The following is a 16,472-nucleotide window of genomic DNA, read 5'->3' as shown; positions in this document are numbered from 1 at the left end:
AAGCCGCTTATTCCTTCACATGCATCGTGTCGAGCACGCGCTTGCGCAAGCGCGTGTCGCGCAGCGCGCCGGCAGCTTCGAGCACCGGATAGGCCGTCGAGCAGAACAGCGAATTGAGCCGCTTCATGTCGCTGATCAGATCCAGATGCAACGCGCTGGTCTCGATGCTGCGCAAGGTTTGTCCGGCGAGTCTGTCCAGATGTTTGTATGAATACGCGCGCTCCAGATCCCGAAAGCGCTCTTTCTCCGCCAGCAAGCGCTCGGCGCAACGCAGATCGTTATTCAGAAACACCGAGAGGCCAAGCTGCAGATTGCTGACGAGCCGTGCCTGAAGGTCGTCCAGTTCGCCCAGCCCCTCCTCCGAAAACGACAGCCGGTGCGCGATCTTCTTTTCCTCGATATCGCCGACGATCCGCTCGATGATGTCGCCCGCATGCTCCAGGTTAATCGTCAACGAGATGATGTCGGTCCAGCGGCGGCTATCGGCTTCGTCGAGTTGCTCGCGCGAGATCAGCGTCAGATAGGTTTTGACCGCGGCGTAGAGCTGGTCGACGTCGTCGTCCATCCGGACCGTTTCGCGCGCCTTGTCGAGGCTGTTTTCATGGATCAGACCCGCAACGTTATCGAGCATGGTGCGCACAATGTCGCCAATGCGCAGCACCTCGCGTGCGGCGTTCGCGAGTGCGAGCGTGGGCGTGGAAAGCGCGGCGGCATCCAGATGCAGTGGCCGCAGTTCGCCGTTGGGCTGCGGCCGGTCCGGCAACACCCGCGTGCAGATGCGCGCCACCGGATCGATCAGCGAGAGACATGCGCAGCAACGCAGTGTGTTGTAGATCACGTGAAAGCCGACCACGGCTTCGCGTGGATTCGCGATCAGCACCGGCAGCCCGCGTGCAAGCAGCGGCGCGAACGGCAGGATCAGCAACGCGCCGGCCAGTTTGAACGCCAGACTACCCAGGGCCAGACGCCGCGCCGCCGCGTTCTGCGCGAGGGTGCCCATCAGCGCCAGCAAGCCGCTGCCGAGATTCGCACCGATCACGAGACACAGCGCCACCTTGAGCGAGATCACGCCCGACGAGGCAAGCGTTGCTGTCAGCAGGACCGCCGCGAGACTCGAATAAGACAGCATGGCAAATGCCGCACCGACCAGCGCGTCGAGCATGGTGTCGCCGGTCAGCGCGCCGAACATCACGCGTACGCCGGCGCCTTGCATCATCGGCTGGGCGGCTTCAACGATCAGGTGCAGCGCCAGCAGGATCAAGCCAAGCCCGATCAGCGTACGCCCGACCTGGCCCGTGCGGGTTTGCTTGCGCGACAAAAAGAGCGGCACGCCGAACAGAATCAGGATCGGCGACAGCCATGTCAGATCGAGAGTCAGCAGCCGCGCCATCAGTGCGGTGCCGACGTCGGCGCCAAGCATGATGGCGAGGCCGCTGGTGAGCGGCAGAAGACCTTGCGCGGCGAACGAGGTGACGATCACCGCCGTTGCATTGCTGCTTTGCACGAGGCTTGTGACGCCAACGCCAGAAAGGAAGGCGCGCCAGCGGCTACTGGTGCTGCGCCCGAGGACAGTACGCAGATCGGCGCCGAGCACGCGCAGGATGCCGGTACGTACGATGTGCGAGCCCCACACGAGGAGCGCCACACCAGCCAGAAGGTTAAGGAGAATCAACATAAGGCACTGCGCATCCGTTCCTGCTGCCATGACCCGAACCGCATGCCGCGTGAACCGGCACCCGGGGCGTTTATGACAGTAGTGTTGCACATTTTTGCCTTATTGTAATTTTGTGCTTTTAAATATACGCTCGTGCCGAACCGTGGATTGCTGTGTACCGGCTCGTCGTCCGGACCGCAATTCACTCGATCACTTCGTTTGCCCACTTCATCACAAGGACTCTGGATGAGCCGCAACCTTGCGCTGTTCGACCTGGACCATACGCTGCTGCCGCTCGATAGCGATCAGGCGTGGGCCCATTTCATCGCCGGACTGGGCATAGAAGGCGCTGCGCAGCACGCGGAAGAAATCGACGATTACTACCGGCAGTATGTGGCCGGCACGCTCGATATGGCCGCCTATCTGAACTACACATTGGCGCCCCTCGCTCGCCACTCGCGCGAACAGCTCGACGCGTGGCATGCGCAGTTCATGAGGGATGTGATTGCGCCGGCGATCCTGCCGGCTGCACGGGAACTCGTGCAACGTCATATTGAAGCGGGCGACCTGTGCTGCATCGTCACCGCCACCAACGTGTTCATTACGAAACCGATCGGCAAGGCACTCGGCTTCGAACATCTGCTGGGGATCGATCTCGGCACCGAAGGCGGCGATCCTTTGGCGCGCTTTACCGGAACCGCCGTCGGCGTGCCGACCTTCCGTGAAGGCAAAATCACGCGCACCGAGAGCTGGCTGGCTTCGCTCGGTCATCGTCTGCAGGATTTTCCGCAGAGCTGGTTCTATAGCGATTCGATCAACGATGTGCCTTTGCTCGAGCTCGTCACGCATCCGGTCGCGACCAATCCCGACCCGCGCCTGCGCGCCATTGCCACGGAACGCGGCTGGCCGGTGATTGAGCTGTTTGCTTGAGACTGCGCGGACTCTCGGCGCGGGCGGCGGCTACACACGGCCCTTCCACGGCACCAGCCGCCGCTCCAAAGCACGCATGCCGAGATCGAACAGCCACGCGATCAGTCCGATCAGCACGATGCCCATCACCACCACATCGGTACGCAGAAAGCTCGACGCATTGAGCACCATCTGACCCAAGCCGGCAGTGGCAGCGACCATCTCGGCGGCAACCAGGGTGGTCCAGCCAAAGCCGATGGCAATCCGCAAGCCGGTCAGAATCTCGGGCAACGCTGCGGGCAGAACCACATGTTGCACGATCTGCCCGAAGCGGCCACCCAGCGAATACGCCGCATGAATCTGCTCGATGGTCGCGCTGCGCACACCGGCACGCGCCGCCATTGCAATCGGTGCAAAGCAGGCGAGATAGATCACGACGATCTTCGCGGTCTCGTCGATGCCGAACCAGATCACCACCAGCGGCAAATACGCAAGCGGCGGCAACGGTCGGTAGAACTCAAGAGGCGGATCGAGCAAGCCACGTGCAACCCGGCTTACGCCCATCAGGATTCCGACCGGCACCGCCGTGACCGCCGCCAGCGCGAACGCACCGAACACGCGCAGCGCACTCCATGCGAGATGCTCCGAGAGTGGCAAGCCGCCTTGAATACGGCCGTGCCAGGCGTCCAGAAATGCGCCCCAAACCGACTCGGGCGTCGGCAGGAAGAGTGGCGGCAGCCAGTGCAGATGCGTGGCAAGCCACCATAGCGCCGCGAGCGTCGTGACCGAGACCGCGCTCAACGCCGCAGTCGGGCCTTCGCCCGGCAAACGCCAGCCACGTACCGCCCGTGTTTTACGCCGCGGCGGCTCGCTTGTCTGGGTCAGGGGCACGGTGCCCAACGATTCACGTGAGACCGTCACGACAGCACCTCTTCCTGGTCCTGGTTGCGCTCACCCCGTTCGTGCAGACGGCGCACCAGCCGTTCGCGCCACTCGATGAAATCCGGCGACGACTTCACCGCACGCGCGTCGCGTGTCTCGAGAAAACGCTGCGCGAATGGCAGGTCGTAGCTCTCGGCGATGCGCCCGGGTCCCGGTGTCATCACAACGAGGCGTGTCGCCAGAAACAGCGCCTCCTCCACGCTATGCGTAATGAAGAACACCGTCTTGCGTGTGCGGCCCCAAACGTCGAGCACGAGTTCCTGCATCGACTCGCGCGTCATCGCGTCGAGCGCGCCCATCGGTTCGTCCATCAGCAGCACTTGCGGATCGCTTGCCAGCGCGCGTGCAATACCCACGCGCTGCTGCATGCCGCCCGAAAGCGCGTAGACCCGCGAGCGCGCATGCTTCTCAAGCCCAACCAGCGCCAGCATCTCCAGCGCGACACGCTCGCGCTGCGCCTTCGGCACGCGCTGAAAACGCAGGCCGAGCGCGACATTGTCGAGTACGTCGAGCCAGGGCATCAGCGCGTATTTCTGAAACACGACACCGCGATCCGCGCCCGGTCCAAGCACGGGTTCACCGTTCAGACGCACCTCGCCTTCGGTCGGTTGAATGAAACCGGCGATGCAGTTCAACAAAGTCGTCTTGCCGCAACCGGACGCACCCAGCGCGACGACGAACTCACCCGGTTCAATGTGCAGATCGACGTCAGCGAGCGCGATGTGCGGCGCCGCGCCACGTGCGCCTTCGTAGGCGACGTGCAGCCGCCGTATCTCAAGACCGCTCATCGCCATGCTCCATGATGCTGATGGGTCAGCACGTTTAAAAAGTTAATGCGCCGTGCGCTGCACGAATTGCGGATCGACGCCGGTCGAGTAATCGGCCAGCACGTTCTGAATCGTGCCTTGCGTCTTCAGGAATGCAGCGGTTGCGGCGAGCGATTTAGCCGCGCCGGATTGTGCACCGCCGCCAAGCCATGCATTCGAGGCCTGCTGAGCCGGCGTCGGGAATGCATACAGTGCGAGGCTCGCCGGCACTTCCTGCGCGGTGGCGCCGGACTCCTTCGCAACCGCCTCGACCTGCGGCGACGTCGCGGTCCATGCCGACGTGTGATCGCGATAGCTCGCATCGGTCGCGGCCAGCACCTTCACGAAGCGCGCGACGAACTCGGCGTTCTGGCTCGCGAACTTGCGATCGACGACGAAGCCGTCGAACGTCGCCTTGCCGGTTTGCTGCGCGACCTGCCCGGACGTGATCAACACCTTGCCGTTCTTCTTCACCTTCGCCAGCACCGGGTCCCAGATGTAAGTCGCGTCGATGTCGCCGCGCTCCCACGCCGCTGCGACTTCAGGCGGGCGCAGATTAACGATCTTCACATCCGACGGATTCACGCCGGCGCTCTGCAGTGCAACCAGCGTATGAAAGTGCGAAGTCGACACGAACGGCACGCCAATCTTCTTGCCCTTCAGGCCCGCGACACTGGTGACATTGGAACCGTCTCGCGCGACCAGCGCTTCGGCGTCGTTGATGTTGTCGAGAATCCAGAACAGCGAAATATCGACGCCCTGCGACAGTCCGGCGGCAATCGGACTCGACCCCGCTTCGCCGAGTTGTACCGAGCCCGAAGCCAGCGCGCGGATCACGTCGGCGCCGCTACCGAGCTTGCGATAGGTGACCTTGTAGCCGGTGGCTTTCTCGACTTCGCCCGTGGCCTGCGCATAACGCCAAGGCACGACCATGTCCTGATACGCGATCACGACTTCTTTGGTGTCGGCGTGTGCAACGGAAGAAAACGGCGCGGACAGTGCGAGCAGCGTAGCGAACGCGGCGAGCGGACGAAGCAAGCGGTTCATCGAGAAACCCCTTTAGTGTGTGTTGTCTGGGAGGCTTTCGACTATAGGGAGTTTGTCCGCGGACGGTTCCAATTAATCCACGATTGCTAATGACGCTGTTCGAGCATTGCTTTTCACGCTGAGTTGGATCGGCGCGACTGCTGCGGTGGCCAGTAGATGGGTTCTAGCGAAGGGTTACGGATTGGGATGCCTTTGCGCAAGCTGGCCGTTCGGCGGATTGTCGTGCTTCCGCGGCAACGGCATGATCAGCGAATTGCCTTCAATTCGCATTCCTATGGTCGATTTTCTTAGCCGCTTGAGCTGGTTGTTTTTCAATATCGGCGTGCCTGTTTTTGCGCCGATTGCATTACTTCCTCTGTTGAACTTTTCGCGCTACTACCGGCACGCGGCGAAAGGTATTACACGGCGATCCATTCAGGATGGCCAGCTTTTCTGGGTCGTCATTTCGATGTGTGCCAGCGCATGCTACGAGATTGGAGGTGCGTTGAGCGAAGCGCCGACGCGCAGCAGGTTAGCGCTCATGTTGGCCGCACTTCTCTGGCACGTGCTCTTTATCGTCGCAGCGTCAATACTAGTGTGCCTGGGTGCGGCCGATGCAGCGGCTCGCCCAGCGCGTCACGCGGGAGAACAGGAGCGTGATGGTTGGTTGATGTGGTTTTCGCTGCTCATAACCGTTGTCGTCGCAGTCTCCTTTTCCGCATCTCATTATTCGTTTACCTAACTAAATTCGGCGCTCTGATCTATAATTTTCATCCTAGTCTCACGGAGATCCAGTATGCCCAATTTGATCGACCGCCTCATCGAAGACCGCGCACTGCGCCATCGCTTCATCCTCTTTCTTTACCCGTTCACGATCATCGGCGGAATGATATCCGTTACTTGCAGTCTGCTCGCACGTTACTACCGCTAGGCAACGCAGGCAGATCTCAGGGCAGAACTGCTGAACCACCCACTTCCGCGCCCAAAAAACAAAGCCCGCAACATGTGCGGGCTTTGCATTTTCAAACTGGCAACACACTAAACCATTCAAACCACCCCGGCTCCATGCGCCTGCAGATCGGCGTGGTAGCTCGAGCGAACCATCGCGCCCACAGCGGCGTGCGTAAAGCCCATCTTGTACGCTTCTTCCTCGTACATCTTGAACGTGTCCGGATGCACATACGAGCGCACCGGCAGATGGTGTTCCGACGGCTGCAGATACTGGCCGATCGTCAGCATGTCCACGTCGTGCTCGCGCAGATCGCGCATCACTTGCAAAATTTCTTCTTCGGTCTCGCCGAGGCCGACCATCAGGCCGGACTTGGTCGCGACGTCCGGATGCAGCGCCTTGAAATCCTTCAGCAGCTTCAGCGAATGCGCATAGTCCGAACCGGGGCGCGCTTCCTTGTACAGACGCGGCACCGTTTCGAGGTTGTGGTTCATCACATCAGGCGGTGCGGCATTCAGAATGCCGAGCGCGCGATCCAGACGGCCGCGGAAGTCCGGCGTCAGAATTTCAATACGCGTCTCCGGCGACAGTTCTCGCGTCTGACGGATACATTCCACGAAGTGAGCAGCGCCACCATCGCGCAGATCGTCACGGTCGACGCTGGTGATCACCACGTACTTCAGCTTCAGGGCGGCGATGGTGCGTGCCAGGTTGCCCGGCTCATCCACGTCGAGCGGATCGGGGCGGCCGTGGCCGACGTCGCAGAACGGGCAGCGGCGCGTGCACTTGTCACCCATGATCATGAACGTCGCAGTGCCCTTGCCAAAGCATTCACCGATGTTCGGGCAGCTCGCTTCTTCACACACCGTGTGCAGATTGTGTTCGCGCAGGATCTGCTTGATTTCAGAAAAGCGCGAATTGCCGGTGGCCGCTTTGACGCGGATCCAGTCCGGTTTTTTCAGCTTTTCGATCGGGATGATTTTGATCGGAATACGGGCGGTTTTGGCTTGGGCTTTCTGCTTCGCGGTGGCGTCGTAGGCAGCGGCGGGAGCCGGCACGGCATCAGGAGCGGGAGAAGCTGCGAGGTTCGCGGTAACGTCAGTCATTCGTTCGGTCCAGTCAGGCGGTGAGGGCACCGGCCTGCGGTTGGGCGACGGCCGCGGGACTGCCGTCGAGGTTTGCGGTGAGGCGTGCTGCAAAGGTACGGGCCACGTCGTCCCAGCCGGCGGCAACGCCCAGCGTTGCCATATCGACTGTTTCGAGCCCCGCGTAGCCACACGGGTTGATGGCCAGAAACGGCCGCAAGTCCATGTTCACATTCAGGCTCGCGCCGTGATAGCTGCAGCCGTTGCGGATTTTCAGACCCAGCGCGGCGATCTTGGCGCCGGCATGCAACCCGGCGTCCGGCCCGGGCGCCACGTAGATACCGGGGGCGCCCGCCTTGCGTTCTCCGGCGAGATTATACGCCGCGAGGGTGTCGATCACGGCCTGCTCGATCCGGGTGACCATCTCGCGCACCATCAGCTTGCGTCGGCGCAGGTCCAGCAACAGGTAGGCAACCACCTGTCCGGGGCCGTGATACGTGATCTGCCCGCCCCGGTCGACTTTCACAAGCGGAATGCCGCTGTCGGCGGCCAGCAGATGCGCCGGGTCGCCGGCCTGGCCAAGCGTGAAGACGGGGGGGTGTTCGACCAGCCAGATCTCGTCGGGTGTATCGGCGGTGCGCGCGTCGGTGAACGCGCGCATCGCTTCGAAACTGGCTTCGTAAGGTTCGTTGCCGAGCCAGCGCAGCGTAAGCGGCGCCGTGACGGGCAAGGGAGACGGGGAAACCGGGGTGGTGCACATGATCCCGACAGTTTACCGAAATCTGGGCATCCCCGCCGGACGCGCCCACTTTGGGACTCGGGGCGCTTCGTTTCGCGCCTGAGCGCCGTTCAACTTCAGCGCCGCTCCGCCATCGCGTCACGGCGCCGCCAGCGCTCACACCGTGCGCCAGCCCCCCCGCATGCGGGCCGCCAGCCGTTCGCCCACCCGCGCGAGCCAGTTGAGCGCACGTTCATCGCAGCGTGTCGGCACTGAAAACGCGACCTTCGCATGCGTGCTGCCCTCGGCGCTCAACCACAGCCGTTCACCGCGCCGCAGCCGCAGCGTGTGGCCGGGCTGCAGCCAGTAGTCTTCGGTATCGTCGCTGCGCGTGACCCACACCGCACCACCATGCACGACCAGCTTGGTGCTGCGTGCTACCTTCATAGGAATGGTTTCGCCATTGCGGATTTCAAAGCCGATACTAGAGGAAATTTCTCGCATGATGCCCTCGCCAAAATTCGTTTCGTGACTACAATCCTAGGCGTAGCAAGGGTTTACGCAAAACGATCTATTTTCACCTCTATGTGAGAAATATTGCGATGGATCTCCGGCAATTGCCTCCGCTGAACGCCATCAAGGCGTTCGAAGCCGCCGCCCGCCACGAGAGCTTCTCGCGCGCCGCCGACGAGCTGTTCGTCACGCACGGCGCCGTCAGTCACCAGATTCGCGCGCTGGAGGAGGAATTGGGCATCGCACTGTTCGCCCGCGACGGCAAGCGCGTGCGGCTCACGGATACGGGCCGCCGCTATGCCACGCGCGTGCGCACCGCGTTAATGGCGCTGGCTGACGCCACCCGTGAAGTCCGCGCCGGCGACCGCGAACGGCGCCTCGTCGTGTCCATGCTGTCCTCGTTTGCGGCGCGCTGGGTGACGCCGCGCATCGGCAGCTTTATCGAGGCGCATCCCCAGTGGGACCTCGAACTGCTGTCCACCAACGCGCTGACGGACTTCGCGCGCGACGACGTCGACGTGGCGATCCGCTTCGGCTACGGCAAATATTCGGGGCTGCACGCGGAGTTGCTGCTGGAGGAGATCTTCTTTCCGGCTTGCGCGCCGAATTTCAACGGCGGCAAGCTGCCGCAAACGCCGGCCGATCTGGCCAAGGTTCAGTTGCTGCGCTCGGACGACGAACTCTGGCGCCCGTGGTTCGACGCCGCCGGCCTCACAGACTGGCCTGAGCCGAAACGCGGTGTGTTGTATCAGGATTCGTCGAACCTGCTGCAGGCGGCCATCGACGGCCAGGGAGTCGCGCTCACGCGCCGTTCTCTGGCGATGCACGAGATCGCGGCAGGCCGCCTTGTGCGGCTATTCGATGTGGATGGACCGAGCCCGTGGCAGTACTACTTCATCTGCCCGCCGCAGATGCTCGAAACCGCGCGTGTCAAGGCGTTCCGGGCTTGGGTATTCGAAGAAGTGGGACGGTTCAAACAGCTTTTCGAGCAGGCTTGCGAGGTGGGCTCTGCTGCAAGCGCCGATCTCCCGGCGGACGCATTGCGCGTCACGCCGTAATCCAAAGGCATCCGTAGGCACAGACCTGGCTGGCCTTAAAGCACCACCTTCACCATCGGATGACCAGTAAGCGCGCGATAAATATCGTCGAGTTGCGCCTGGCTGGTCGCGCGCACAGTAACCGTCAAACCGGTGTAATTGCCGCCGCTCGACGGCCGCGTTTCCACGCGAGCAGGATCGACTTCGTTATCGAACTGCCGAACCACCGTGACGATCGTCTCGGCGAACTCGGGATGCGACTTGCCCATGATCTTGATGGGAAAGTCGCACGGAAACTCAAGCAATGATTCTTTCGCTGGATTCACTTTCTACTCCTTGCTGCGCTTCTTGCGCTTCCTTGGCCTTGGCGCGCTGATAGGCCGCGTACAACGCCGCAAACACCGCGCCCGGCTTGCCGTTACCGACCGACTGGCCGTCCAGCTGCGTGACCGGCAGCACTTCCTTGGTGGCGGAGCTGACCAGAATCTCGTCGGCGGCACGCAACTCGGCTTCGGCGATCTCGCGCGCTTCGAAGCGAATGCCGCATTCGCCCGTCAGCTCTTCGATCAGGCTGTAGCGAATCCCTTCGAGAATCTTGTGGCTGCGCGGCGGCGCATACAACACGCCGTCCTTCGCCATCCAGATATTCGAAGACGAACCTTCGGTCAGCATGCCGTCGCGAAACTGGATCGTCTCAAACGCGTCGTTTTCAGCTGCGTATTGCGCCATCAGAACATTGCCGAGCAGCGAGACCGATTTGATATCGCAATTGAGCCAGCGACGGTCTTCGGCGGTAACGCAGCGCACGCCCTGCGCGCGCTGGGCAGCGTCCGGCAGATTCAGCGGCGTGACCATCACGAACACGGTCGGCTGGATGCCGGCCGGGAACGCGTGACCGCGCTTCGCCACGCCCCGCGTGATCTGAACGTAGGCAATCGCGTCCTGATCGGCGCGCAGGCCGGCGTCTGCTTCATTGGCCGCGACTACGCGGTCGATCAGCTCGCGCCAGCCGGCGTCGTCGAACGGATTGACGATGCCGATCTTGTCCAGCGAACGCGCGAGGCGCGCCAGATGATGCCGGAAGCGAAACGCCGTACGGCCGCTCGCATGCGGATACAGCGGCGCGACTTCGTAAATGCCGTCGCCGAAAATAAAGCCGCGGTCGAGAACCGGCACGCGCGCTTCGGACAAGGGCACCAGCTCGCCGTTCAGATAAACGATCGGGTCGAGCGAAACATCGGAAACAGCGGTCATCGCAATCGAGCTCTTACTTCTTCTTGTTGAACATCAGCATCAGCGAATCCCACACGCGACCGACCACACCGGCTTGCGGAACAGCCTGCAACGCGACGATCGGGAATTGCGCCAGCACCTTGCCGTCGGCCACGAGCTTCGCGGTGCCGACCTGCTGACCGTTCGCGATCGGTGCGATCAGCGGATCGATCTGCTCGATCTGCGGCTTCACCTTGTCGCCCATGCCCTTCGGCACGGTGATGTACTGATCGCCCTTCACGCCGATCTGCACGGTGTCCTGCGCACCCTTGTAGACGCGCGGCGTGCCCAGCACCTGGTTCGCCTTGTACAGACGCACCGTGTCGTACGCGGTGTAGCCGTAGTTCAGCATCTTCAAGCTGTCCTGCACGCGGTCGTGTTCCTTGACCTCGCCCATCATCACCGAGACGAGACGGCGCGAGCCGTCGGCCGCACCCGGCAGCGGACGCTTCGCGCTGGCGATCAGGCAATAGCCGGCCGCTTGCGTATGACCGGTCTTCAGGCCATCCACCGTCGGGTCGATCCACAGCAGACGGTTGCGGTTCGGCTGCTTGATCTTGTTGTACGTGAATTCCTTGACCGAAAAGATGTTGTAGTAGTCGGGGAAGTCACGAATCAGGCGCGCCGACAGCACCGCGAGGTCGCCCGCGGTCGTGTAGTGCTGCGCGTCGGGCATGCCGTTCACATCGGCGAAATGCGTGTTCTTCATGCCGAGTTTCTGCGCTTCGGTGTTCATCATGTTGACGAACTGCGCTTCGCTGCCGCCCACCAGTTCGGCCAGCGCGATCGCCGCGTCGTTACCCGACTGGATGATCATGCCGTACACCAGATCGTGCACGGTCACCGGCTTGTTCGCTTCGATGAACATGCGCGATTCGTCGGTGCGCACACGGCGTACCGCTTCGCTCGGCATCACCGTCTGGTCCATCGTGATCTTCTTCGTCTGCAGTGCTTCGAAGACGAGGTACGCGGTCATCAGCTTGGTCAGCGAGGCCGGTTCGACGCGTTCGTCGGCATTGCCCGAGGCGAGCACCTGATTGCTGGTGGCGTCGACAAGCACCCACGAGCGCGCATTCACCGCGGGCGGCGGCACCTGCGCGAACGCCGTGCTGGCAACGAGCGTTGCCGGCAGCACGATGCCGAGGGTCACGGCACGGCTAAGCGTAGTGGGAACGAAAGAAGAAACTGACGGGAATGACGTGCGGCCGGAGGTGGAGAAACGCATAGGGTCGATTCGTGCGGAAAAATACATCGCGCGCAGGGCGCACAGATTGGAGGAGCCGGTCGGCGAGCGTCAGGCCGTAAAAACGGCGCGGCGCCCATTGGACTTCCGGCGACGCGATCGGTTCGCGCAGCACGCCTCGCATCCGGCACCGCTGCGCACGAGCAAGAAGCTACGCGTCGCGCGAACTGCCGGGTGGGCAATGCTGCGCCCAAAAAAGAGCGCTCATTATACGCGCGCTATCCTGGTATCTTTGAGCAAAGGTCGGCGATTAATTTGCGTTTGCCCATACCTGTACCCCGGAAAACACGCGCGGCGCCCTCGGCGTGTGTCCCCGCGTGTGCCCGCGTGTGTCCCTTAGCGCCACGCGTCGACGATGATCCGCTTCAGAACGTGCAGCTTGCGATGCAGAAAATGCTCTGCCCCCGGAATCACGACCACCGGCAATTCCTGCGGCCGCGCCCAGTCGAAAACCGACTGGATGGGAACGGTATCGTCGATTTCGCCGTGAATCACGAGCGTGTTTTCCGGCACAGGCGCGACTTCCCACCGGCTCGCCGCGGTGCCCACGAACACGATCCGCTCGATCGCCTGGCCTTCTTCGCGCAGCTTCGCGGCCACGTGCGAGAGCACGAAGGTGCCGAACGAAAAACCCGCCAGTACGAGGGGCAGATCACGCTGCCCTGCCTGGGCGCGCATGTGGTCGAGCACGGCGCGCAGATCGTCGCGCTCGCCGATACCGGCGTCATGCTCGCCTTGCGTTTCGCCGACACCGCGGAAATTCGAGCGGTATGTCACGTAGTTCAACTGCACGAGCGTGCGGGCGAGCGTCTGCGCGACCTTGTTGTCCATCGTGCCGCCAAACAGCGGATGTGGGTGCGCAACCAGCGCGATGCCGCGCGGCGCGGCGCCGTTCTCACGCATCTCGTCGGGCAGATCCAGCGCGACTTCGATCTTGCCGACCGGGCCGTCGATCAGATACTTCTTCGTATGTACATTCATGGCGCGGTTTATTGATCGATTTTCAGACGCTCGACGACTTTGCCGTTCACAAGATGCGAATCGACGATTTCATCGATGTCGCTCTCGTCGACATACGTGTACCAGACGCCTTCCGGATACACGACGAGCGCCGGGCCGAGTTCGCAACGCTCGAGACAGCCGGCCTTGTTGATACGCACCTGGCCCGGGCCTGCAAGGCCGAGTTGCTTCACGCGCTTTTTCGCGTGTTCCTGCATCGCCTGCGCGTTGCAATTCGCGCAGCTCGGACGCTCCGCGCCGGGATCGCGCTGATTGAGACAGAAGAAGACGTGGTACTTGTAGTAGGAATCCATGATGTCCGGAGAGGCGAGACTGTAAGAGTGGGAATGGCGCTGGAAGCGCCGCAGCGCGCCTGTTGTGCGGACGATTATAGCGAGCGAGGCTGACGGTCGCTGAGCGGCTGACGCACGGCCGCACGCATGCGCCGCCGCTGCTTCATGCGCGCTTCATGCGCCCCTCACGCGCCGCTTGAGCCACACCTGTTCAACCAGATAGGCGAGCCACACCAGCGCCGCATACGGCCAGATCCACGCGATCCAGTGCGCGAGACCGTTGAAGTGCAGATACCGTCCCTGGCGCCAGTCCGCCAGTACGGCATCGAAGTACGGATTGACCGGCAGCAGATTGACGAACACCAGCGCGACCGTCAGCGCGCATCCCGCGAGCGCCGCCCGCGACCTGCGCCGCAAGCGCAGCGCCAGCAATGCGGCGACGGTGCCGCACACGAGCCCCATCAGTGCGCCGGGCGTCGCCCAGTCGAACGCAAGACCGGATTGCGATTGCAGAAAGGTCGCGCCCGCCTTCACGCACAAGGTCATGACGATAAACACGATCAACAGGCGCACGAGCGGCGCATGGCGGCGCACCGGCAGCGAGGCGAGAGCCAGTGCGGCGAACAGATTGAGCGTGGTGATGACGGCTTCCCAGGCGTCGTCCGGCAGCCAGGCGGCCACCAGCGCCGGCCACGCGCCGACGTGCCAGGCCGTCGGCGTCCACGCGAGCAAGGCATCTTGCGTCGTCGAATCGAAACGCAGCCACAGCTCGCGCGGCCAGTTGCCTAGACCGAAAAGCCGCGGCGCCGGGTACATGGTCGCGAACGGCCACAAGGCGACGAGACAGGCAAGCGCTGCCGTTTCGCGCTCGAACCAGAGGAGCCGCGCACGCCGCAGCAAACCGCGATCGAGCAACGCGCCGGTGGCCGGCGACATGATCGCCGCGCCGAGCAGCGCACCGAGCGCATTGGCGGCCAGGTCGAGGTTGGAGGCCACGCGCGTCGGCAGATAGGTTTGCACCGCTTCCATCACGCCCGACAGCAAGCCACCGAGCACGAAAGCCAACGCGACCGCCAGCGTGCCCCGCCAGCGCGGATACACCGCGAGCACCACCAGCGCGCCGAACGGCATATAGCCGAGCACGTTCGTGACGACGTCGAACGCCGTCAGGTACTGCGGCATGGGATCGGACAGATAGGAAAACGGAGCGAGGCCGAGCGAACGCCAGCCGGAAAACGGATACCACGAACCGTAGACGATCAGCGCCGTATACAGCCCCAACGTCTGCCGGGCGAGCGCCGACGGGCGGCGCTGCCAGGGCTTAACGCTCATGCAGCGCTCCGTTCTTTGCGCTGCGAGCCGGTCATTGCGCGGCGACCAGCGCCTGCACGCCGAGCCATGCACCGATCTGCGCGACGAGGTCGTCGCTGGCCGTGGCGAGCGCCTGAGCGCCGCCGGCGGCGTCCGCCGAACTGGACGGCGCGCGTGCGAGGAAGGTGCGCTGGCCGATCACTTTGCCGTTTTGCGTCAACGTGGCGCGCGCGGTCACCGCGGCGTGGCTTTCCGACTGGCTATCGAAGACCTGTTCGAACTCGCTCAGATCGACTTTCAGAACCGCTGCGTGCACGCCGTCGGCCCCGGTCAGCACGGTGCCACGCGAACTGAGCGCACCGCGCAGCCGCTGGGTCAGCAGTTGCGACGGCGCCATGGTCCAGTGGCTATTCGCGTACGACGCCGTTTGCTGCGCGTCGGCGTAGCTGAGCCGGTAAATCAGCTTGTCGGATTCGAGGTTGTCGGGCGCGGTGACATCGAGCACCTTCACCGCCGGCTGCGTGCCGGCCGAGGCCGCCGGGTTCGGCGGCCCGAGGTCGTAGCGGATGTCCGAGATCGCCGCGGGGGTGCCGGCGCAACCCGCGGCCAGCACGCCGAACGCGAGCAGCATCGCAAGCGTGGCGCCAGAGGACAACAATCGGTGGGTCAAGCGTGACATGACAATCTTCCTTCTTCAAAACCTGCAAATCATTTCATTTGGCGGCGGGTGTAACCCCGGGCGCAGCAGCGCGCGCGGCGGGCCATGAGAAACCGGCCTCTCCAGGACCCGGCGCCGAACGCGGCGCACCGAACAGCACGCTGCGCGGATTGGTGCTGAACGTATCGGCAGCGCGGTCCACGGAACGGGCCGCCGAGCGCACGTCTTCGGCGAGCGAATTGACGCGCGGCAGCGTGTCGTAACCGACGCGCGCCGACAACTCCTGGATCGAACTGTCCATCGACACCAGTGCGTCGCCCGCTTGCTGCGCCGCCGTCCCGACCTTGTTCAGGTTGGTCTCGAACGGCCCGTCGGGACGGTTCAGACTGGTGATCAACTGATTGGTCGACGCCAGCGTGCGATCCAGTGCGTTGATCGTGCCGGGCAGCTTGCCGGCTGCCGGCGCCATCTGCTGGGTCAGCGTGGCGACGCCGTCGGCGGCCTTCTGAAGGCTCGCTACCGTGCCCTGCAACTGGCTGACCATTTCCGGCGACAACAGATTGTCGACGTCGTCGGTGACTCTTTCGAGTTTGCGCAGCAAAACGTCGCCGCGTTGCTGCAATTGATCGAGCAAGCCCGGACGCATCGGCAATTGCGCCACCGCTTTCGCCGACGACGCGAGCGGCGTCGGATCGCGCCCACTGTCATCCAGCTGGATGAAGGCGATACCCGTCACGCCCTGGAACCCGAGGCTGCCGAACGTGGAATGCGTAATCGGCGCGTGCGTGTCGACGAGGATGCGGATCAGGATTTGCCCAGGATGATCCCGATCGAATTTGATCGACTGCACCTTGCCGACGTCGAGCCCGCGATAGCGCACCGCCGCGTCGGTATAGAGCCCCGTGACGTTGGTGCGCGCAATCAGATCGTACGGCACCCGCACGGAACGGTCGACGTTGAACAAAAAAGCCGCCACTGCGATCGCAGCCAGCAAGGCCACCGTGAAGATCCCTGCCCAGAAGGCATGTGATTTGTTTTCCATTGTCAGGTTCCCTGG

19 protein-coding genes are annotated in these 16,472 nt (G+C 63.1%); 4 read left to right on the top strand and 15 right to left on the bottom strand.

Annotated elements, in window-relative coordinates:
* Window positions 1-7 precede the first annotated feature (7 nt).
* Window positions 8-1,675, bottom strand: coding sequence for a Na/Pi cotransporter family protein (locus M0D68_RS22695; RefSeq protein WP_093645623.1), 1,668 nt, complete (start codon window positions 1,673-1,675; stop codon window positions 8-10).
* 225 nt (window positions 1,676-1,900) lie between these two features.
* On the opposite strand from M0D68_RS22695, the gene M0D68_RS22690 reads away from it, so the two are divergent.
* The gene (locus M0D68_RS22690) at window positions 1,901-2,584 is read left to right on the top strand and encodes an HAD family phosphatase (RefSeq protein WP_093645625.1); all 684 of its coding nucleotides are present in this window, start codon (window positions 1,901-1,903) and stop codon (window positions 2,582-2,584) included.
* Between the two features lie 30 nt (window positions 2,585-2,614).
* Here the strand turns inward: M0D68_RS22690 and M0D68_RS22685 are convergent, their stop codons facing one another.
* From M0D68_RS22685 to tauA, 3 genes are read right to left on the bottom strand one after another with little or no spacing between them, the layout of a single operon-like run.
* Complete coding sequence (locus M0D68_RS22685) at window positions 2,615-3,448, bottom strand: ABC transporter permease subunit (RefSeq protein WP_244864158.1); 834 nt, start codon at window positions 3,446-3,448, stop codon at window positions 2,615-2,617.
* A gap of 32 nt (window positions 3,449-3,480) precedes the next feature.
* On the bottom strand, window positions 3,481-4,293 hold the full coding sequence (locus M0D68_RS22680) for a taurine ABC transporter ATP-binding protein (RefSeq protein ID WP_093645630.1): 813 nt from the start codon (window positions 4,291-4,293) through the stop codon (window positions 3,481-3,483).
* A 42-nt stretch (window positions 4,294-4,335) separates the two neighbouring features.
* Window positions 4,336-5,358 carry a taurine ABC transporter substrate-binding protein gene (gene tauA, locus M0D68_RS22675; RefSeq protein WP_266225398.1) on the bottom strand — a complete coding sequence of 341 codons (1,023 nt, stop codon included), beginning with the start codon at window positions 5,356-5,358 and terminating at the stop codon, window positions 4,336-4,338.
* A gap of 241 nt (window positions 5,359-5,599) precedes the next feature.
* On the opposite strand from tauA, the gene M0D68_RS22670 reads away from it, so the two are divergent.
* The gene (locus M0D68_RS22670; RefSeq protein ID WP_244179548.1) at window positions 5,600-6,079 is read left to right on the top strand and encodes a hypothetical protein; all 480 of its coding nucleotides are present in this window, start codon (window positions 5,600-5,602) and stop codon (window positions 6,077-6,079) included.
* A 54-nt stretch (window positions 6,080-6,133) separates the two neighbouring features.
* The gene (locus tag M0D68_RS22665; protein ID WP_266211018.1) at window positions 6,134-6,268 is read left to right on the top strand and encodes a hypothetical protein; all 135 of its coding nucleotides are present in this window, start codon (window positions 6,134-6,136) and stop codon (window positions 6,266-6,268) included.
* 116 nt (window positions 6,269-6,384) lie between these two features.
* Here the strand turns inward: M0D68_RS22665 and lipA are convergent, their stop codons facing one another.
* The 3 genes from lipA to M0D68_RS22650 form a co-directional block, all read right to left on the bottom strand.
* A complete protein-coding gene (lipA, locus tag M0D68_RS22660; protein WP_054035853.1) occupies window positions 6,385-7,392 on the bottom strand; it encodes a lipoyl synthase in 1,008 nt (335 codons plus the stop codon).
* Window positions 7,393-7,405: 13 nt separating this feature from the next.
* Window positions 7,406-8,131, bottom strand: a complete 726-nt coding sequence (lipB, locus tag M0D68_RS22655) for a lipoyl(octanoyl) transferase LipB (protein ID WP_266225395.1) — start codon at window positions 8,129-8,131, stop codon at window positions 7,406-7,408.
* A 135-nt stretch (window positions 8,132-8,266) separates the two neighbouring features.
* Window positions 8,267-8,593: a DUF2917 domain-containing protein gene (locus M0D68_RS22650; RefSeq protein WP_093645639.1), complete on the bottom strand. Its 327-nt coding sequence runs from the start codon at window positions 8,591-8,593 to the stop codon at window positions 8,267-8,269.
* A 98-nt stretch (window positions 8,594-8,691) separates the two neighbouring features.
* Between M0D68_RS22650 and M0D68_RS22645 the strand changes: the two genes are divergently transcribed.
* On the top strand, window positions 8,692-9,660 hold the full coding sequence (locus M0D68_RS22645) for a transcriptional regulator GcvA (RefSeq protein WP_093645641.1): 969 nt from the start codon (window positions 8,692-8,694) through the stop codon (window positions 9,658-9,660).
* A 35-nt stretch (window positions 9,661-9,695) separates the two neighbouring features.
* Here M0D68_RS22645 and M0D68_RS22640 read toward each other — a convergent pair whose 3' ends face one another.
* The 8 genes from M0D68_RS22640 to M0D68_RS22605 form a co-directional block, all read right to left on the bottom strand.
* Window positions 9,696-9,965, bottom strand: a complete 270-nt coding sequence (locus M0D68_RS22640; RefSeq protein WP_054035680.1) for a DUF493 family protein — start codon at window positions 9,963-9,965, stop codon at window positions 9,696-9,698.
* Entirely contained in the window at window positions 9,937-10,893 is a 957-nt protein-coding gene (locus M0D68_RS22635) for a D-amino acid aminotransferase (RefSeq protein WP_266225394.1), read from the bottom strand. The genes M0D68_RS22640 and M0D68_RS22635 overlap by 29 nt, the downstream gene beginning before the upstream one ends.
* Window positions 10,894-10,906: 13 nt before the next feature.
* Window positions 10,907-12,136, bottom strand: a complete 1,230-nt coding sequence (locus M0D68_RS22630) for a D-alanyl-D-alanine carboxypeptidase family protein (RefSeq protein WP_200651357.1) — start codon at window positions 12,134-12,136, stop codon at window positions 10,907-10,909.
* Between the two features lie 354 nt (window positions 12,137-12,490).
* Entirely contained in the window at window positions 12,491-13,135 is a 645-nt protein-coding gene (locus M0D68_RS22625; protein WP_266225393.1) for an alpha/beta hydrolase, read from the bottom strand.
* 8 nt (window positions 13,136-13,143) lie between these two features.
* Window positions 13,144-13,467 carry a ferredoxin gene (locus tag M0D68_RS22620; protein ID WP_054035677.1) on the bottom strand — a complete coding sequence of 108 codons (324 nt, stop codon included), beginning with the start codon at window positions 13,465-13,467 and terminating at the stop codon, window positions 13,144-13,146.
* Between the two features lie 153 nt (window positions 13,468-13,620).
* Window positions 13,621-14,778, bottom strand: a complete 1,158-nt coding sequence (locus tag M0D68_RS22615) for a VanZ family protein (protein WP_266225391.1) — start codon at window positions 14,776-14,778, stop codon at window positions 13,621-13,623.
* Between the two features lie 31 nt (window positions 14,779-14,809).
* On the bottom strand, window positions 14,810-15,436 hold the full coding sequence (locus M0D68_RS22610; RefSeq protein WP_093645654.1) for an ABC-type transport auxiliary lipoprotein family protein: 627 nt from the start codon (window positions 15,434-15,436) through the stop codon (window positions 14,810-14,812).
* A 34-nt stretch (window positions 15,437-15,470) separates the two neighbouring features.
* On the bottom strand, window positions 15,471-16,457 hold the full coding sequence (locus M0D68_RS22605; RefSeq protein WP_093645656.1) for an MlaD family protein: 987 nt from the start codon (window positions 16,455-16,457) through the stop codon (window positions 15,471-15,473).
* Window positions 16,458-16,472 lie beyond the last annotated feature (15 nt).

Source organism: Paraburkholderia sp. SEWSISQ10-3 4 (assembly GCF_030464785.1).
In the GTDB taxonomy this organism is placed as follows: Bacteria; Pseudomonadota; Gammaproteobacteria; order Burkholderiales; family Burkholderiaceae; genus Paraburkholderia; species Paraburkholderia aspalathi.
The sequence above is the reverse complement of the archived record's forward strand: the minus strand, read 5'-3'. Positions and strand labels throughout refer to the sequence as shown.